General features: G+C 67.8%; 16 protein-coding genes and 1 pseudogene. 14 read left to right on the forward strand and 3 right to left on the reverse strand.

Features of this window, described 5'->3' with window-relative positions; all coding sequences use genetic code 11:
- Positions 1–74: 74 nt before the first annotated feature.
- From JNO54_RS14030 to JNO54_RS14040, 3 genes are read left to right on the forward strand one after another with little or no spacing between them, the layout of a single operon-like run.
- Positions 75–839 carry an ABC transporter substrate-binding protein gene (locus JNO54_RS14030; protein WP_204144450.1) on the forward strand — a complete coding sequence of 255 codons (765 nt, stop codon included), beginning with the start codon at positions 75–77 and terminating at the stop codon, positions 837–839.
- Entirely contained in the window at positions 826–2,283 is a 1,458-nt protein-coding gene (kdd, locus tag JNO54_RS14660; RefSeq protein WP_233703261.1) for an L-erythro-3,5-diaminohexanoate dehydrogenase, read from the forward strand. Before JNO54_RS14030 ends, kdd begins: the two co-directional genes overlap by 14 nt.
- Entirely contained in the window at positions 2,274–3,098 is an 825-nt protein-coding gene (locus JNO54_RS14040) for a beta-keto acid cleavage family enzyme (protein WP_204144451.1), read from the forward strand. The genes kdd and JNO54_RS14040 overlap by 10 nt, the downstream gene beginning before the upstream one ends.
- Before the next feature lie 89 nt (positions 3,099–3,187).
- Here the strand turns inward: JNO54_RS14040 and JNO54_RS14045 are convergent.
- Positions 3,188–4,222 (reverse strand): annotated as a pseudogene (locus tag JNO54_RS14045) (phage tail tape measure protein); the annotation flags it as partial.
- Between the two features lie 92 nt (positions 4,223–4,314).
- On the reverse strand, positions 4,315–4,449 hold the full coding sequence (locus JNO54_RS14840) for a hypothetical protein (protein WP_267911260.1): 135 nt from the start codon (positions 4,447–4,449) through the stop codon (positions 4,315–4,317).
- Positions 4,450–4,787: 338 nt separating this feature from the next.
- On the opposite strand from JNO54_RS14840, the gene JNO54_RS14050 reads away from it, so the two are divergent.
- From JNO54_RS14050 to JNO54_RS15065, 4 genes are read left to right on the forward strand one after another with little or no spacing between them, the layout of a single operon-like run.
- Positions 4,788–4,931, forward strand: a complete 144-nt coding sequence (locus JNO54_RS14050; RefSeq protein WP_204144453.1) for a hypothetical protein — start codon at positions 4,788–4,790, stop codon at positions 4,929–4,931.
- Complete coding sequence (locus JNO54_RS14055) at positions 4,924–5,661, forward strand: hypothetical protein (protein WP_204144454.1); 738 nt, start codon at positions 4,924–4,926, stop codon at positions 5,659–5,661. The genes JNO54_RS14050 and JNO54_RS14055 overlap by 8 nt, the downstream gene beginning before the upstream one ends.
- A complete protein-coding gene (locus JNO54_RS14060) occupies positions 5,658–6,188 on the forward strand; it encodes a hypothetical protein (RefSeq protein WP_204144455.1) in 531 nt (176 codons plus the stop codon). Before JNO54_RS14055 ends, JNO54_RS14060 begins: the two co-directional genes overlap by 4 nt.
- Positions 6,185–6,697 (forward strand): thermonuclease family protein, encoded by a 513-nt coding sequence (locus JNO54_RS15065; protein ID WP_204144456.1) that lies wholly within the window; start codon positions 6,185–6,187, stop codon positions 6,695–6,697. The genes JNO54_RS14060 and JNO54_RS15065 overlap by 4 nt, the downstream gene beginning before the upstream one ends.
- Before the next feature lie 342 nt (positions 6,698–7,039).
- Here JNO54_RS15065 and JNO54_RS14070 read toward each other — a convergent pair whose 3' ends face one another.
- Positions 7,040–7,876, reverse strand: coding sequence for a hypothetical protein (locus tag JNO54_RS14070; protein ID WP_204144457.1), 837 nt, complete (start codon positions 7,874–7,876; stop codon positions 7,040–7,042).
- Between the two features lie 268 nt (positions 7,877–8,144).
- Here JNO54_RS14070 and JNO54_RS14075 point away from each other — a divergent pair, with 268 nt between their 5' ends.
- The 7 genes from JNO54_RS14075 to JNO54_RS14105 all read left to right on the forward strand — a co-directional run bounded on the left by JNO54_RS14075 (position 8,145) and on the right by JNO54_RS14105 (position 16,372).
- Positions 8,145–8,489 carry a hypothetical protein gene (locus JNO54_RS14075; protein ID WP_204144458.1) on the forward strand — a complete coding sequence of 115 codons (345 nt, stop codon included), beginning with the start codon at positions 8,145–8,147 and terminating at the stop codon, positions 8,487–8,489.
- A complete protein-coding gene (locus tag JNO54_RS14080) occupies positions 8,486–9,964 on the forward strand; it encodes a hypothetical protein (protein WP_204144459.1) in 1,479 nt (492 codons plus the stop codon). The genes JNO54_RS14075 and JNO54_RS14080 overlap by 4 nt, the downstream gene beginning before the upstream one ends.
- A 595-nt stretch (positions 9,965–10,559) precedes the next feature.
- The gene (locus JNO54_RS14085; protein WP_204144460.1) at positions 10,560–11,666 is read left to right on the forward strand and encodes a BtrH N-terminal domain-containing protein; all 1,107 of its coding nucleotides are present in this window, start codon (positions 10,560–10,562) and stop codon (positions 11,664–11,666) included.
- 292 nt (positions 11,667–11,958) lie between these two features.
- Complete coding sequence (locus tag JNO54_RS14090) at positions 11,959–12,561, forward strand: TetR/AcrR family transcriptional regulator (protein WP_204144461.1); 603 nt, start codon at positions 11,959–11,961, stop codon at positions 12,559–12,561.
- Positions 12,562–12,598: 37 nt separating this feature from the next.
- Complete coding sequence (locus JNO54_RS14095) at positions 12,599–14,938, forward strand: MMPL family transporter (RefSeq protein ID WP_204144462.1); 2,340 nt, start codon at positions 12,599–12,601, stop codon at positions 14,936–14,938.
- Positions 14,939–15,273: 335 nt separating this feature from the next.
- On the forward strand, positions 15,274–15,894 hold the full coding sequence (locus tag JNO54_RS14100) for a TetR/AcrR family transcriptional regulator (RefSeq protein ID WP_204144463.1): 621 nt from the start codon (positions 15,274–15,276) through the stop codon (positions 15,892–15,894).
- Between the two features lie 151 nt (positions 15,895–16,045).
- A complete protein-coding gene (locus JNO54_RS14105; RefSeq protein WP_204144464.1) occupies positions 16,046–16,372 on the forward strand; it encodes a PaaI family thioesterase in 327 nt (108 codons plus the stop codon).
- Positions 16,373–16,562 lie beyond the last annotated feature (190 nt).

Raw genomic sequence — 16,562 nt, forward strand, 5'->3', positions numbered from 1 at the left:
TCGATCGCGAGGCGTCAGGCACCGAGACGGAGATCGGCACCGACGAGATCCCAGCCGTCGAGAAGGACCAGGGCATGGCAGACCTGGTTCCTGACGAGATCGCGTCCGACGGCAAACTCGTGGTCGGCACCGACCCGTCTGATGCCCCAAACGAGTTCATTGACGAGGACGGCAAGACGATCATCGGGATCACGCCCGACCTGGCGAAGTCCATCGGACAGAAGCTCGGCCTCGAGATCGAGCTCAAGGCGGCACCTTTCGACGCGATCATCCCCGGGCTGGACTCGGGCAAGTACGAGGTAGGGATGTCGGCGTTCACCGACACAAAGGAGCGCGAGAAGACGGTCGACTTTGTCACCTACACCTTCGCCGGTACGTCCTGGGCCGTGCAGAAGGGAAATCCGAAGAACATCACGCCCGATGACGCGTGCGGTGCCAAGGTCGGGGTGCAGCGCGGTTCGACTCACCTCAAGGATGTCCAGGACAAGTCGGCTGCTTGCGAGGCGGAGGGCAAGGACAAGATCAAGATCAGCCAGTACCCCGTCCTCGCTGACGCGGCGACGGCCGTGGCGTCCGGCAAGGAGGACGCATGGTTGACCGACCTCCAGGTCGTGGCGTGGTCCGTCAAGCAGTCCGGCAACGAGCTGGAGATCGTCGGGGAGCCCTACGAAACCGCTCCGCTTGGAATCGCGTTGCCGAAGGGCACCGAGCTCACGCAGGCAGTTCAGCAGGCAGTGCAGTCCCTCATCGACGACGGCACCTACGAGAAGATCATGAAGAAATGGGGTGTTGAGGACTCGATGATCGAGACCGCGAAGATCAACGATGCGAAGTTCTGAGGAACCGGGCTGGGAGGTCGGCGCGCATCGGGTGCTCGACGTCGAGGCGGTACTGCCGCAGGCGGCAGACAGGCTCAACCCTGACCCTGTACTCCGGCGTGGCGAGACCCGAGTCCGCGTCCAACGCCTCAACCTTGACGCAGCCTCGCTTCGTCAGCTCGTTGAGGAGCACGGCCACGACGGCGACCGTGTCCGCGGAGCGGTCCTCGACATCGTGAGGCGACGGGGCAAGATGCAGAACCCCGTCACGGGTTCCGGGGGGATGCTCGTCGGCGTGGTCGACGAGGTCCACCCTGACTCATCCCTAGGACTCTCCCCCGGGGACAGAGTGGCGACGCTGGTGTCCTTGTCCCTCACCCCCCTTCGTATCGAGGACGAGCTGCGCGACTGGGATGGGCTCTCCGAGCAGGTCCCCTGTGACGGCACAGCGATCCTCTTTGCCCGCTCCGAGACGGCTGTGCTCCCGGAGGACCTGCCGGAAGAGTTGTGCCTCTCGGTCCTGGATGTCTGCGGAGCACCGGCGCAGACCGACCGGGTGGTCAGGCGGCTTCGGGACGAGGGGGTTACTCCTCGAGTTCTCGTCCTCGGGGGCGCAGGCAAAGCCGGCGTCCTGTCTTTAGCGGCTGCCCGGATGGCCGGGGCGGAGACGATCGGTCTGGTGCTCTCGGAGGAGGACGCCACCGAGCTCCGGGAGACAGGGAAGGCCGACCACGTCTTGGTGGGGGACGCTCGTGATCCACTGCGCACGGCCGAGCAGGTCAAGCCCTTCGGCCCGGTGGACCTGACGGTGGTGTGCGTCGATGCTCCAGGGTGCGAGCACTCTGCCGTGCTCGCGACGACGGCAACGGGGACAGTCATCTTCTTCTCGATGGCGACGTCTTTCGCAGCGGCGGCGCTCGGTGCCGAGGGTCTCGCGTCACAGGTCGAGATGATCATCGGCAACGGTTTCGTGCCCGGACACGCTGTGCTCGCGCTGGAGATTGTGCGTACCGAGCCTGCCGTCCGCGCATTCCTGGAGGCGCACCGTCCGGTGCCGGTCAAGATCGACGAGCGGGTGGGTGTTTCGGTCAGTCACCGCCGGTACGTCGGGGACGACGAGGGTCACTACGAAGGTGGTCTGGTCTCGGGAGGGACGCTCATGCAGTCCTTCAGCGACCTCGCGACCGAGCTATGCATCCGCACCGATGGTTGCGAGGGGCTCTTCGCGGGCTACTCGCGGGTGACCTTTCACGAACCGGTCAGGGCCGGTGACGTGGTCGAGAGCAGGGCGCGTGTTGCCGCGGTCGGGTCGCGTAGCCGGCGTATGCACTTTACGGTCGAGGTGCTGGCCAGACGCAGCGGCCGGGGACCGGGGGAAGCCGATGTCCTGGACGAACCACTACTCGTGACGAGCGCGACCGGGACGGTCGTCATCCCCGCGGAGAGGGAGGGTCGATGGGTGTGATGATCACGGTCGCGCCGACCGGGGCGGAGAGTCGCAAGGAGGACGTGCCGGCCCTGCCGACGACCGTCGAGGAGATCGTCGCAACCGCGCAGCAGGTGGAGGCTGCGGGAGCCGCCATGATCCATCTCCACCTTCGAGACGCGGACCACGAACCGACCTTGGACGTGGGCGTCGGGCGTGAGTGGGTGGCCGCCGTGCGCGAAAGTACCGATCTCGTCGTGCAGATCTCGACGGGCGGGGCAGTGACCGACTCTTTCAAGGATCGCCTCGCGGTGCTCGAGGTCGAGCCGGACTCGTGCTCCGTGTCCATGGGCACGGTGAACTTCGGGGACGGCGTATTTCACAACCCGCCGGGGTTCATCCGAGACCTCTACCGAGATGTCCGGGAGCGAGACATCGTCCCAGAGTTCGAACTGTTCGACCTGGGGCACATCGAGTCTCTGCGTCGCCTACTCCGGGACGAGGGTGTGCCAGCGAAGGGCCGCGTGCACTGCAATCTCGTATGCGGTGTGCCGGGCGGTATGCCCGGGACTCCCCAAGCAGTCATGGCGGCCGCCTCCATGCTGCCTCCAGAGGTTTCGAGTTGGAGTGCCACCGGGGTGGGCCGTAGCAGCGTCTCGGTGTTGCTGACGGCTCTGGCGCTGGGTGGACACCTGCGTGTCGGCATGGAGGACACCTTGACGCTCTCACCAGGGCGGCCGGTGACCTCGAACACCGAGCTCGTACTGAGAGCGGCTGGGCTGGGACGACTAGCGAATCGTGAGCCGCTGGACCCGACGGCTGCTCGGGAGGTACTCGGCATCGCTGCCCGCTGATCAGTCCGACCTTCCCTGTGCAGCAGCCAAATTCCCTTCGTCGCTCGCCGGAGGATCATGCGCCAGCGGCGCACCATGATGGCCAACCGCTAGACCTTCACCCTCGGCGACGACGGGCGCTCGTCGCCTCCGTGCAGGAGAACACGACGCCTTCGTCGTCGAGGACGATTTCGCCCGCCACCTGACCCACAAAGGAACATGAACCCCCCGGGCCGTTTATCAGCCAGGACCCCGACGGGACCGTCATCCACATCAGGTCCCTGACCAAGGCCACCCCGATCGAGAATCGCCGCCGACAGCGCGGCCACGTTGAGCACGGCGGACTGCGTGCCAGCATCGAGCTGGTTGTACCAGGCAACGACGCCCTCCAGCCCCTCCACCCACCCGCGCAGCGCCTCCGCGCCACCGGAGCCGGTCTTGATGAGCGCGGTCTCGATCGCGCCCGTCAGCTCCTCCCAGTCGCCCTTGAGGTTGTCGGTCATCAGGGACTCCATGCGCTGCGCCGCGCCCTGGTCATTCACGGCCGCGACGTATTCGCGGATGCCCGCCTCGCCCTGCCCGTAGATGATGTTCGCGGCACGCACGGCGTCGGACCCGAACATCGTCGCCATCGCCGAGTTCCGCTGCTCAGCAGTCAGGCCAGCCATGCTCGTTTGCAGCTGCCCCGCGAGGGACTCCATGCGGACGAAGTTGCCCTGCGCGTCATATGCGCTGATCCCGAGCCGCTCCATCGTGGAAGCGGCCTCTTTGCTCGTCGGGTTGAGCCGCTGAAGCATCGCCTTGAAAGACGTGCCGGCGTCGGAGCCCTTCATGCCGGAGTCGGCGAAGGCCGCAAGCGTGCCGGTGGTCTCCTCGATCGTCAGCCCGGTCGCCGCGGCGACGGTGCCGCACTGCGAGAGCGCCATGCCCAGGTCGTCGACACCGGCGGCGCTCTTGTTCGCCGCCGCCGTCAGCACGTCCGCGATGTGCGATACGTCGGACCCCTCGAGGTTGAACAGGTTCATCGCCTGCGCGGCGATCTCGGCGGACTTCGCCAGGTCCAGCCCGCCGGCCGCAGCCAGATCGAGCGACCCACGCAGCGCACCGCCGAGAATGTCAGCCGTGGACACGCCCGCCTTGGCGAGCTCCTCCTGCGCTCAAGCTCGTTGGAGGTCATGCCACGCAGCCGGATCGTCAGCCAACCCGACTCCATCTGCGAGCGGACCTTCTCGATCTCCTAGGCAAGCGGGTACGCCTTGCCCTGCTTGCCCGACAGTCGCACGTCGCCGCACTCCTCGCGACGGGCCTGCGCGTGCTGCTCCTCGAGGTCCTCGAGGCGGGCCGCGAGGGGGCCGAACTTGTTGACCCTCACGGTCGTCTCGGGCAGGTTGCGCGTCGGCGAGCCATGCGTCGAGGTCGAAGGCGTCCGGGGTCGAGTTGGAGACCATCTACTGGCCCGCACATGCGGCCGAAAACACCACACCCGAAGTGTCAACCGAACCTTCAGCAGTCCCCTTGCAACTCGACAAACGGGGGTGGGGGAAAGCCATCAGTCATCTGACGCCTCACGGCTGGACACTCGCAATCAGCGCGGCAGTCTCAACGCGGTCGAGTACTCCATCAGTGGTGAACGCTCGGAAGGGGCTCGACGGCTTTGGTAAGTAGCGCGGCCCATCCGGGGGTCAGCCACGACGCCGTGAGGACTGTGCGATGGTCGATGACACCGAGTCGACCCCGGACCCCGTCTCGCATGTGCGTGGGCACCTGCTCGAGGTGATGAGACTCCTCGACGAGCTGGAGCAGTCGATGCGCTCTCTGGCCGACCGTGCGGAGCCGGAGGTCGGCGATGAGTGAGCGGGAGCTGATGAAGGCCGATTGGGCGTTGCGTGACGCGCACAGGGAAGTGACCCTGGCCCGTCTCCGTCTGGACGACCTCCACCAGGGGGTGTCGACGGCCTCCACTGCCCTCTCGGAGGCCGAGCTGCACGCGCGTGGCCTGAGCCCTGAGTCATGGATGCAGTCCGTCGCTCCCGAGGACCTGGGTCGCGTCGGCCGGCTCTGTGACTCGGCTGCCCTTGTCGGCGTGGAGATCGCATCGCACCTGAAGACAGCCAGCGAGTCGATCGAGGATGCCCGGCGTGCTCTGGAGCGGGTAGACCGAGGAGGGCTCGAAGGGCCAGCAGCCGCCGACCTGGCTGTGCTGGAGGCCCGCACGGCCGCTGTCGGGGAGGTCGTCGACCTTGCCCTGCCGATGGCCACCGCCGCCTCGGAGCACCTCTACTCAGCTGCGCACGGTGTCGGGGCCGGTCGGACCCTTGGAGGGCATGCGAGCGGCGTGGAACCGATCCCCGCAATGACGTTCGGGTCGCTGAGCGTGGTCAGCAACGACCTCGGTCGGGCCGAGGCTGACGAGCGGCACCTCGGCAGGACGGTGGACCGGGCTGAGGCGAGCATCGCCAAGGTCGCAACCGAAGCAGAGTGCATCACCGCTGACGCCCAGGCGCGCCTGGGCCACCCTCAGTCCCAGCAGCAGACTTCCCCGCACGTTGCGGCAGCGGTCTCCTTCGAGGGCCCCTCTCGATGAGCGCCGCCAGTGCCCCGCACGCGGACAGCCGTCTGGCACGAAGCGTTGCCCTGGCCGAACAGCGGCGCGAGCTTCTGGACGCGGGCATCCGCTCCGTCCTCGGTCGGGCGGTCGCCCTGTGGGAACGGGTGGTCGCGGGAATCGGTTTCGACCCCGGCGAAGCCACCGCAATCTACGGGGCCATGACCGTGCTCGACCACCAGGTCCAGGGGGTCCAGCGGTCCGTGCGAGGGTCTCTCGACCTGGCCGAGTCCGTGCGCCCCTCCCCCGGCCTGCTCGCCACGATCAGCGCAGCAGCGTCCACCGCGGCAACGGTCGCGTCGTCGCTCAGCGCTGCGCTGCACTGTCTTGCCCCGAGACCGGAGCCGGGAGACTCGCAAGGGCGTGGTCTGAGTGCCTGCCTTCAGATGGCGGTCGGGTTCCTGCGCACGTCGCTCCAGGCCTCGGCCACTCTGGCGACTGAGATGTCCCAGGCGGTCGTCCTGCGCCCTGACCCCATGGGGATCGCCACGCAGGCGAAGTCGTGAACCGCCTCGGTCGAGCGGTCCTGCTCGCCCTGGCCAGCATCGGCGCAGCGGTCGGCTTCGGGGCCGGCGATCACGGCGAGGACCGCGCCCCGGCAGGACACCAAGCGATCGTCGTCGCGGTGACGGACGGCGACACCATCCGCGTGCACGACCCCGACGGGCACGACCTGGGCCGAGTGCGCCTGGCAAGGATCGACGCGCCCGAGCTGGGCCGCGGCGGCCAGCCAGACCAGTGCTGGGCACCCCAGGCCCGCACCGCTCTGGCCAGGCTCACCCCGGTCGGCGCGACCGTCACCTTGCACCCTGACCCGGCCCAGCCTGACCGAGATCGCTACGGACGTCTCCTGCGGCACGTCGAGCACGACGGCCAGGACGTGGGCCGTGAGCTCCTCGAGGAGGGCTCGGCCCGGCACTCCCCCGCCCGCTCGCACCGCAGCGCGGAGTACGCAGCAGCACAAGACCAGGCTCGATCAAACCCGTCAGGCCTGTGGGGTCACTGCCCCACCTGACGGGCCGACAGGAAGGAACACCGTGAGAGACCAGACCGAGCGTCACGAAGCCGCCGCGAGAGAGGCACGCGAAGCGCGAGAGCGCATGCTCGAAGAGCAGCGCCGACAGGGCGAGGCCCGCCTGGTTGAGCAGCGCCGACAGGACCTTGAGCGAGCCAGATCCCTCCAGCACGGGGAAGGGCGTTGACCGGTTCGCCTAACCCCTGGGTCGTCCGGCCTGAGTCGTCTCCGGAGCGTTGTCCGGGGCCGGGTGGTGCTGGCAGGCGCAGCCGCGGTAGTCCTGCGCGGGGTGCTTGGTGTCGTAGCAGTGGGCGTGATCGCCCTGGCGGCACTCGGGGCAGATCATGACGTTGTGCCCGTGACGAGGGCCAGGTGGGGCCTCGCGTCCGGCTGGCGGCTGCTGGTAAGGCGATGGCGGCGATCAGCGGTCGCGGGTGTCTGCGGGCACCGCTGCAGGAACTCGTCGAGGTGCCCGGCGAGGCCTGCTTCGGTGACTTGCGTGTCGCCGATGGCCACGAGAGCGCACTGCCAGCGAGCATCCCACCGGGGCATGGCGTAGCTGAGGGCGATCACTCCCGCGCCGATGACGCCGCTGACGATGGTTGCAGGGGTTCCCTCGGCGACCCCCTGGGCCAGGGCTACCGCGCCGACGATGAACCGGGCGCGCCACGCGAGGCTGACCAAGGGAAGACGGGAGAAGGCCCGGCCCACCCCGAGACCGAAGCCTTGGACGATCTGCCAGGGCAGGGTCCAGAAGTTCAACGCAAAGTCTGAGCGGACGGCACCGGAGCGGACCAGGCCGCTGCTGTGCGCGATGACGGCCGCGGCCTGCTCCGCGGGCAGGACCCCTTCACGCATCGCTGCGATCAGACCGTCGGAGACCACGACCGTGCGCCGCCCACCGCCGTGAGCGCCGATCGGGTAGACCCCGTCGCGGACCCGCAGCTCGATCAGTGGTGGGCCGAGCTTGCGCTGGCACAGCAGGGCCACCGCAGGGGCCAGAGTCGCTTCCTCGGCCGCGATCGCTCGGCGCGCACACAGGAAGAACCTGGCGGCCAGGGACTCCCCTACCCCGCACAGCAGCAGGACCGTGGTCACCGGCCCTGCGATGAGGACCACCCAGGCGGCCAGGGCCGGCAGGACCGGTCCGATCGTCATCACGAGCAGGATCGAGATCACGACTCCGGGTGTGGTCGCTAGAGCCTTGCTTGTCGAGCGGTTCATCACGCACCTCCAACGAAAGCACTAGTGCAGATCACTCGATATTGGTTATCGGTGACCGCTGGGAGCTCTCCCAGCGGCTTTCGTCTGTGAACCCAAGTGTGATCCCAGGGTCGGACAGCCCGAAATGGTTATCCACAGGCCCGTCACGGGGGGCCACAGCTCGGCCAGGAATGGGTCTCATGGAAGGCACGCAGTTCCGTGAGCAGGCAAGAAGGAGAGCGAGATGACGGGTACGACGCAGGACGGCGGGAACGAGCTGGAGGTTCTCGCGGCGGTCGTGCGCCTCCTGGGCAGGGCCGCAGATCGGGCCGTGGAGATCTCCTCGGTCGAGCCAGACCTGCTCCTGGAGTGCCTGGGTCTGGGTGCACGGATCACGGCCGGCAGGGTGGCCGGTCTGCTTCCTGAGGGCGTTGAGATCGACGGTCCGCCGGTCGCTCAGTCCGACCCCTTCGAGCTGGTGCGTGCCGCCGAGGCGCTGATGCGGACCCATCCGCTGGAGCAGTTCCCCCCGGGGACGGCGCACGTCGTGGTCGAGGTCTGCGACCTGGTGCGGGAGCACTGCCCGTGAGCGGCAACGACCGTCGCTCCATCGGCGAGCTCCTTCTGGACTCGGAGCTTGCTGCCCGCGATGTCCTGATGGACGCCTACGAGGTGGACGGGGCCACGATGCTGCGCACCTGGGGCGAGGTTGTCGAGAGTGCCGGGGACCTGTGGGACTCGCTCCCCAGCCCCGGCCCCAGCCCCGAGTTCGCTTCTCCCGCCCCGGAGGACTCGCTGATGGCTCAGCTCCAAGCGATGAACGGGCACCTCATGCGATCCGGGCGTGGACAGCAGTGGCCAGGTGCCGGTGAACCGGACGAGAGGCTCCTGCGGATCGCCGAGAACCTGACCCGGGCCAGCGACCTGCTCACCTTGCGCGACTCGAACGTGATGAGCCCGGAGGTTCGCGCCGACCTCGGCGCTGCTCGCGCTCGGCTCGTGCACACCCTCTACATCGGCGCGCACGGGGTGCACGTGACCCTCAACCGCGAGCTGAGGAACATGCAGTCCCAGCGGGCCGCGGCGAGAGTCCACAACCAGTTCACCCACCCAGAGCTCCCCCGCGAAGATCTGGTCCGCGCGGTGAGCAGGTCACGCGACCGGGTCGCGGCCTTCGAGCAGCTGGCTGGGTCATACGTCTCTCGGACCTACCCGCACGCCCTCGACGGGGAGCACCTGCCGCCCCCGCCAGCTGACCGTCTACGGCAGGCCCTGGCGGCCTGGGACGTGCAGGCCCACCGGAGCCTGAGCCGCTCCCCCAGCGCCGAGAACATCCTCCTGACCAGCCAGACCCAGATGATGATCGCCCAGAGCGGGCAGGTCCTGCTCCGCGCCGCGTCCCAGGCCGGACGGATCGACCCGGACCTGTACGCATCGCGTCTCGGGCCGGCTCTGGACAACGCTCACGCATCCTGGAGCAGCCTGTCCCGCTCGTGGAACCAGCTGCTGCCGCCGCAGGCCCTCCTGAAAGCAGACCCATCCTTGGTGGCGGCCGCGAAGGAGACCAGCGCGGCCTACCGCGAGGTCGCCTACGACCGGACAAGGCCGGCCAGCGCCATCGAGATCGCCGATCGGGTCGACCTGAGCGCAACGGTCCAGACAGTCCAGCAGTCCATCTCCAGCTCGGTCGACATCGCGCACGTCATCGGTCACGCCGCCGCCCAGCCTGATGTGACTGCGCCGGCCCGCCGCCTCAACGCTCGAGCCCAACAGCTGCACGCCGAGCGGGGCGAGAGCTTTGACGCACCCCACGAGGGATGGGTGACCGCGTCCGATCACCTCAACAACGCGCCCGCGGCACTGCCCGACATCATGCGCGACGACCTGCTCACCCAGGCCGACGAGGTCGCGGCCACGGCGACGGTCGCGATGAGCGCGGCCTCCTCCCTGGAGACGACCCTCCCCGCAGCCCCCGCAGGAGCACCCATGAACGGACAGGTCCATCAGCACCGCACCGCTGCGCCCGCACCAATAGTCGGGCACGTACATCCCCCAGGCAGATGAGTGTCAAAGAAGCCTCCACTCCGGCGGCCCGGACGTCTTGGCTGCCGATATCGAGCTCGTGGATTCGCCCGGTCTGCGATGACAGCGGGTCGGCTCTCACCCTCCTACGCGCATCAGTGAGCCTCCCAGCTCCGTGCCCAACCCATCACCCCGCGGACTGCCGATCCAGGACGAGATCCCGGGTCTGTCCGATGAACGGTGTTTCCGGCGTTCATCGGACAGACCCCATAGCGGTCGTGGCAGGAGCTCGGTAAACCCGGGGCGAGGACACCGCAGTTGCAGTTGGCTGGGAAGGTGTGAAAGTGCTCGATCCATTGCCGTCGAGATCCTCGCGAAACCTCGTCGGCTTGGGCGCTGGGCCACCGGTCGCGGGACGAGATCCCAAAGAGCGGTGGTGAGGGCTGTCAGGGGGACGCCCGGCGCTCTGCCCGGGAGCGCTCCAGGCCACTTTCGGGGCGGCGGAGGGGACGGGGCGCTTCGATGGACCACCGAAGGGCACATACGTGCATGAACGAATGTAGAGTCGCAGGACCGCCCCCCGCCCGAGTAACCGGCATTCGCGCAAAGTGCTGCGACGCCCGATTCAGGAGTTGTCATGTCAGCTGAAGTCCTGCCCCGACAGCCGGAGCCGCGACGGGTCTTGCTGGACTATCCCCACCGTAAGGCAGGTCATTGCGGTTCCGGAGCGCTGAGAGACCTCTTGGAGTGGGCTGGTCTGGGCTGGGAGGAGGTGCCGGGCGAAGGTCTGGTCTTCGGAATGGGCGGCGGTCTCGGCTTCACCTACCTCCGGGTACCCGGGCTCGCCCCGCCGATCTACATTGTCGGGCGTAGCAGCGACCTTGAGGTCGACCTTCTTGCGAGGCTAGGTGCAGAGGTCGACGTTCGTGGCACCGACGATCCGATGACCGGTTGGGATTGGGTTCGCCGCGAGCTCCAGCAAGGGCGCCCCGTCCTGTTGTGGGCGGACATCGCCGAGCTGCCCTACCTCAATGTCCGCCTCCAGATGAGTCGGCACGACATCGTCGCGATCGGCTACGACGACGACACCGAGACGGCGTTCGTCGTGGACAACGACCGAGCTGACGTGCAAGAAGTTCCCTACCAGGCGCTTGCGCGGGCGCGCGCATCACGGTCCTTTCCCGTCCCCACGAGGCATACGACGTACTTCGTGAACTGGCCTCAGATCTTGCCCGACCTGCGCTCCACCGCGGCTGCGGCCCTCGTCGCCTCGGTCGAGAACATGCAGGCGGCGGCGACCGCGATCATCCCGGACACGTCGGCGCTGCCGCCGGATGCTGTTGCTGCTGCTGGGACCAGCGGGGTCGCGGTCTTCGCCGAGGATGTCGACCGGTGGCGGGGATTCATGCCCGAACCGGAACTGGACGTCGCGCTGCGTTCTCTCCACGCCTTTGTGGAGAAGGCAGGGACCGGCGGCGGCCTGTTCCGCCGGTTGCAGGCACAGTTCTGTGCCGACGTGGCGCGGCTAACGGGGTCCGCTGAGATGGCGAAGGCCGGAACCGCGCTCCTGCGCTGCGCGGACACGTGGTCGGCTCTGGCTGCGGCCGGCCGTAGCGACGGATCGACGCTCGATCGCTGGCGGCGGGTCAATGAGCTCGCCGCGACGCTCCCCACCCACGAGGACCATGCCGTCTCTCAGATGCGCATGGCGGCAGCGGAACTGGCGATGGGTGGCGACCGGTAGGACAGGGAGCGGGCGCCGACCGCGCGCGTCCAACCGCCGCGGTGTCCGCGCTTCTCGGAACCAAGCATGCCCGGCCGGCTGACGGTTCACCTTGGTATGTCGACCGAGCGGCTGGACTACGCTGGCCTTCCGGCTATTGAAGTGGGGTCAACTGGATACTGCTGGTGCACCCCTGGGGTGCACCCCCCGAGGAAACGGGAGGCAACCGGAGGTAACGGGACGCCGTCAGGCGAATCTCTGCGTGCCCACTGGACAATGTTGCTCATTGGGCAGGCAGGGTCATACTGAGGGGGTGGATCGTGGGTTGCGGGACCTCAAGCGGGAGGCGACGGCACAGGCGCTGGCCGAGGCGGCCTTCGAGTTGACCCGTGAGCGCGGGCTGTTCGGGTTTGTCACTGCGGACGTCGTGGAGCGGGCGGGTTACTCCCGGCGCACCTTCGCGAACCACTTCTCCTGCAAGGAGGAGGCAGTCGCCGCGGTCGCGTTCGGGGGTGTCGACGACGCCGGTGCGATCCTCGCCGACCTGCCAGAAGACCTGCCACTGCTCGATGCCCTGTTGTCCGTCATGAGGGGTCAGTTCACTGCGGACACCTTGGTGATGATGCGCGAGCTGATGGCCATGGCACGGCAGTACCCAACCCTTGAGCCCTACGTCCTCAGCGTTCAGCAACGCATGCGCCACACCGCCCAGGAGCTCTTGGCATCGGCAGCCGGGGACCGCTATCCCGCCATCTACGTGCCGCTGCTGTTCGGCGCCGTCTATGGCGCCGTGATGGCTGCCCTGGAGGGAACTCTCGACGTGCACCTGGACGGCGAGAACGACGCCACCCCCGCATCGATGGACTACGCCTCGTTCCTCGATCTCACCTTCGACTACCTGCGCCACGGCCTCTAGCCACCGCCGCCCCACCCCTCAAGGAGACCCAGAACCCATGTCCACATTCTTGTACCGGCTCGGGCGAACCGCATTCGGCCGGCCGTGGCTGTTCATTGCCGGTTGGATGGCGGTCCTCGCCGCGGTCGTCGGTGCCGTGGCCATCAACGGGGTGAATGTCAGCTCCGAGATGAAGATCGAGGGCACCGAGGCCCAGACCGTGCTTGACCGCGTGGCCGATGAGCTTCCCGCGGCGTCGGGAGGCCAGGCCAGCGTCGTCTTCACCGTGCCGGACGGTGAGCGCCTCGACACTCCGGAGCGTCTTGCGGTGATCAGCGGCACCGTCAGCGATGTCTATGACCTTGAGAAGGTCGTCAACCCCCTGGATGCCTCTCTAGGTGCCGGGGAGCAGGGCGGACCGGGCACTCCTCAGGAAGGTGCACCGGCCGATCCCTCGGCCGGTCCGGAGCAGGGGCAGGCTCCTCCCTACCAGCCGCTGGTGGTGGACGGGGGCCCGGTGCCCGGCGTGCTGGTGTCTTCGGACGGGCAGGTCGCGCTGTTCCAGTTCCAGTTCACGGTCGCCTCGACCTCGTTGACCGATGACGACGTCACCTCGGTGGTCGAGGTGGTGGAGCGTGCCGAGCGGGGAACCGGGATCACCGTGCTCCCGAGCGACTCGCTCAAGGCCATCGAGATCCCGGTCGGTGTTGGTGAGGTGATCGGTCTCGCCGTCGCCGCTCTCGTGCTGGTGCTCACCCTGGGCTCATTGATCGCGGCCGGTCTGCCTCTGATCACCGCGCTGGTCGGTGTCGGCATCGGCGTGGGTGGCGCGTATGCGCTCTCCACGGCCGTCGAGATGAACTCCGCCACCCCCGTCCTCGGTCTCATGGTCGGCCTGGCCGTCGGCATCGACTATGCGCTGTTCGTCGTCAACCGGCAGCGACGGCTGATCCTCGATCGGGGACTCAGCGCGCAGGAAGCAGCCGCAAGAGCGGTCGGCACCGCGGGCAGTGCTGTGTTCTTCGCCGGGCTGACCGTCCTTATCGCGCTGACCGCTTTGACCGTGATCGGCATCGCCATGCTTTCCACGATGGCACTGGTCGCGGCTTCCACGGTCGCCCTGGCCGTGCTCATCGCCCTGACCCTGCTGCCCGCGCTGTTGGGGCTGGTCGGGGAGCGGATCTGCTCCGGCAAGGCCCGATCCCGGCGCCGCGCCAAGGTGGACGCCGAGTCCCACAGCGTCGCCGACCACTGGGTCAGGGGCGTGATCAGGTTCCGGTGGCCCGTCATCGCAGGAGTGGTCGCGATCCTGGGCGTGATGGCGATCCCCGCTGCCAGCATGAACCTGGGCATCCCAACCGGCGAGACCGCGAACCAGGACACCGCCGCCCGGCAGAGCTACGAGGCCGTTTCCCAAGGCTTCGGTGAGGGATTCAACGGCCCCCTCCTGGTCACCGCAGAGCCCACCGATACCGCAGACCGCGTCACACCCGAGCTGACCGCCAAGCTCCTCGCCGAGTTCCAGGGCCGAGACGACATCGTGCTGGCCGCCCCGGTCGGCGTCAACGAGGCCGGCGACCTGGCCGTGTTCAGCGTCATCCCCACCTCCGGTCCCGGCGACGAGGCCACCAGCGACCTCGTGAAGTCGCTGCGCGAGCCCGCCAACGACATCGCCCAGACCAATGAGGTGCAGCTCGGCGTCACCGGGTTCACCGCCATCGGCATCGACATGTCCGACAAGCTCGCCGACGTCCTACCGCTCTACCTCGGCATCATAATCGTCCTTTCCGTCCTGATCCTGATGCTGGTCTTCCGCTCGATCGTCGTCCCACTCAAGGCCACCGCCGGCTTTTTGCTCAGCATCCTGGCCACCTTCGGCGCCACCACCGCCGTCTTCCAATGGGGCTGGCTCAGCAGCCTCTTTGGGTTCGACACCGGCGGCCCGCTGATGAGCTTCATGCCGATCATCGTGACCGGCATCCTCTACGGACTCGCCATGGACTACGAGGTCTTCCTGGTCTCCTCCATGCGCGAGGCACACATCCACGGCCAGCCAGCCCGCCAGAGCGTCGTGCATGGCTTCGACCAGGCCAGCCGCGTCGTCGTCGCCGCCGCCATCATCATGGTCGCGGTCTTCTCCGGCTTCATCTTCAGCCACGACATCATGATCAAGCAGATCGGCTTCGCCCTCGCCGCCGGAATCCTCATCGACGCCTTCATCGTCCGGCTGACCCTCGTCCCCGCCCTCATGGCCGTCTTCGACGAGCGAGCATGGTGGCTGCCCCGATGGCTCGACCGCCTGCTGCCCGACCTCGACATCGAGGGCGACAAGCTGCTGACCATGCTCAACCAGCAGGCCGAGGCTGCCGATCACCAAAACACCGAGGTCCGCAACTGAGCGAACCGAAGCATCCAGAGCCGGACCGGACCTCTGGGGAAGCCCAGGCCCCCCGCCGGCAATCGGACCAGCGCTCCCGTATTTCCTCCATTTCGCTGCCCAGGAACGCGATGAACGTCGTCGCCTCGGCCATTCGGCGGCTACCACGGCCGGGCTGACCCGAGCCCCTTCCGCGAGCGTGGCGGAGGTGTAGCGGTCGTCGTCGGCGAGCATCGCCGAACACCTTGACCGACAGACGTCGGGTCCCGGCCTCGTTCAGGATGGCCCGCCGTCGGCTGCGAGGAATTCGACGCACCCAGGTTACATACATTCGTCCCTGCATGTATGTTGTCGCTGTGCCATTGCAGACGAGGCGACAGGGGGAACGCTCCGCAGCCACCCGTCGCGTGTTGTTGGAGGCCACCGTGGCGTGCCTGGTCGAGCTGGGCTACACCGGCACCACCAGTGCCGCCGTGGCCGAGAAAGCCGGCCTGTCACGAGGCGCACAGCTGCACCACTTCGGGACCCGAGACCAACTGGTGGTCGCGGCGGTGGAGCATCTGGCGCAAAAGCGCCTGCGGCGAGTACGCGAGGCGTTGGCCGACCTGTCCCCGGCCACGCCTCAAGGGGCGAAGCGTTCTCGGAGTCGGATGGAGCCGCAGAAGGCTGCGCTCAGGCTGTTGGCAGAGGCACTCTCTGGTCCGCTGTACGCCGCCACCCTGGAACTGTGGGTGGCCGCCCGCTCACACCCAGACCTGCGAGCCCAGCTGATCCCAGCCGAGGAGCGCGTCAACGACGAGCTTGCGCAGATCTGTCGCACCTACGTCATCGACGACCCGATCAAGATCCGGCTCACCCTCGACCTGCTCCTCGGCAGGGGGGTCAGCGGCCTGCTCGCCCCCCACCCAGGCCACCGCCAAGAACAGGTCCTCGCCGCCTGGGCCCAACTCCTGAAAGGCCATACACCTCATGACTGACCTGCCATCGATGCTTGCCACCTGGGCTGAGAAGTTCCGCCCACACCCGGAAGGAGTCGACCTGCCGCCCCACCACGAGCAGTGCCTGGGCTGCGGACCCGACAACCCGCACGGCCACCACCTCCAGGTTCGTCGCCATGGGGACGGCGTCGTGGCCGATCACACCTTCGACAACCGGCACGTCGGCGCTCCCGGCATCGCCCACGGGGGCGCAGTCGCCACCGTCATCGACGACCTCTACGGATTCCTGCTCTACCTCGTCGGCACACCCGCGGTCACCCGCCAGCTGACGGTCGACTACCGAGCGCCGGTACTGACCGGCGTCCCCTACCGAATGGAGGCACGCGTGAGGAATCAAGAGGGCCGCAAACTGTTCCTCGCCGCCAGCCTGACCGACCGCGACGGATCCCTGGTCGGAACGTCAACGGCGGTGTTCCTCACCGTCGGCGTCGACCACTTCACCCGGGGTACGCAGTGACCGCAGCATCGGGGCGGGTGAACACCACACCGTTGCCCGAAGCGAACAGCGGGACCCGCTGCCCGTCAACGCAAGGATGGTTCCTCATGCTTCGGGACTGTCCGCCAAACGGTGTTTCTGGCCTGACACGCCGGCTCAGCTGGCGGGGAAGGTCATGTGATGACCGAGAAGATCACGAGCGTGAGCTCGA

It is taken from the genome of Janibacter endophyticus (genome assembly GCF_016888335.1).
Classification (GTDB): domain Bacteria; phylum Actinomycetota; class Actinomycetes; order Actinomycetales; family Dermatophilaceae; genus Marihabitans; species Marihabitans endophyticum.

Excerpts from the sequence above, each read along its gene's own strand:
- JNO54_RS14030 (WP_204144450.1), top strand. The coding sequence starts at position 75 with ATGGCAGACCTGGTTCCTGACGAGATCGCGTCCGACGGCAAACTCGTG.
- kdd (WP_233703261.1), top strand. The coding sequence starts at position 826 with ATGCGAAGTTCTGAGGAACCGGGCTGGGAGGTCGGCGCGCATCGGGTG.
- JNO54_RS14040 (WP_204144451.1), top strand. The coding sequence starts at position 2,274 with ATGGGTGTGATGATCACGGTCGCGCCGACCGGGGCGGAGAGTCGCAAG.
- JNO54_RS14050 (WP_204144453.1), top strand. The coding sequence starts at position 4,788 with ATGGTCGATGACACCGAGTCGACCCCGGACCCCGTCTCGCATGTGCGT.
- JNO54_RS14055 (WP_204144454.1), top strand. The coding sequence starts at position 4,924 with ATGAGTGAGCGGGAGCTGATGAAGGCCGATTGGGCGTTGCGTGACGCG.
- JNO54_RS14060 (WP_204144455.1), top strand. The coding sequence starts at position 5,658 with ATGAGCGCCGCCAGTGCCCCGCACGCGGACAGCCGTCTGGCACGAAGC.
- JNO54_RS14075 (WP_204144458.1), top strand. The coding sequence starts at position 8,145 with ATGACGGGTACGACGCAGGACGGCGGGAACGAGCTGGAGGTTCTCGCG.
- JNO54_RS14085 (WP_204144460.1), top strand. The coding sequence starts at position 10,560 with ATGTCAGCTGAAGTCCTGCCCCGACAGCCGGAGCCGCGACGGGTCTTG.
- JNO54_RS14095 (WP_204144462.1), top strand. The coding sequence starts at position 12,599 with ATGTCCACATTCTTGTACCGGCTCGGGCGAACCGCATTCGGCCGGCCG.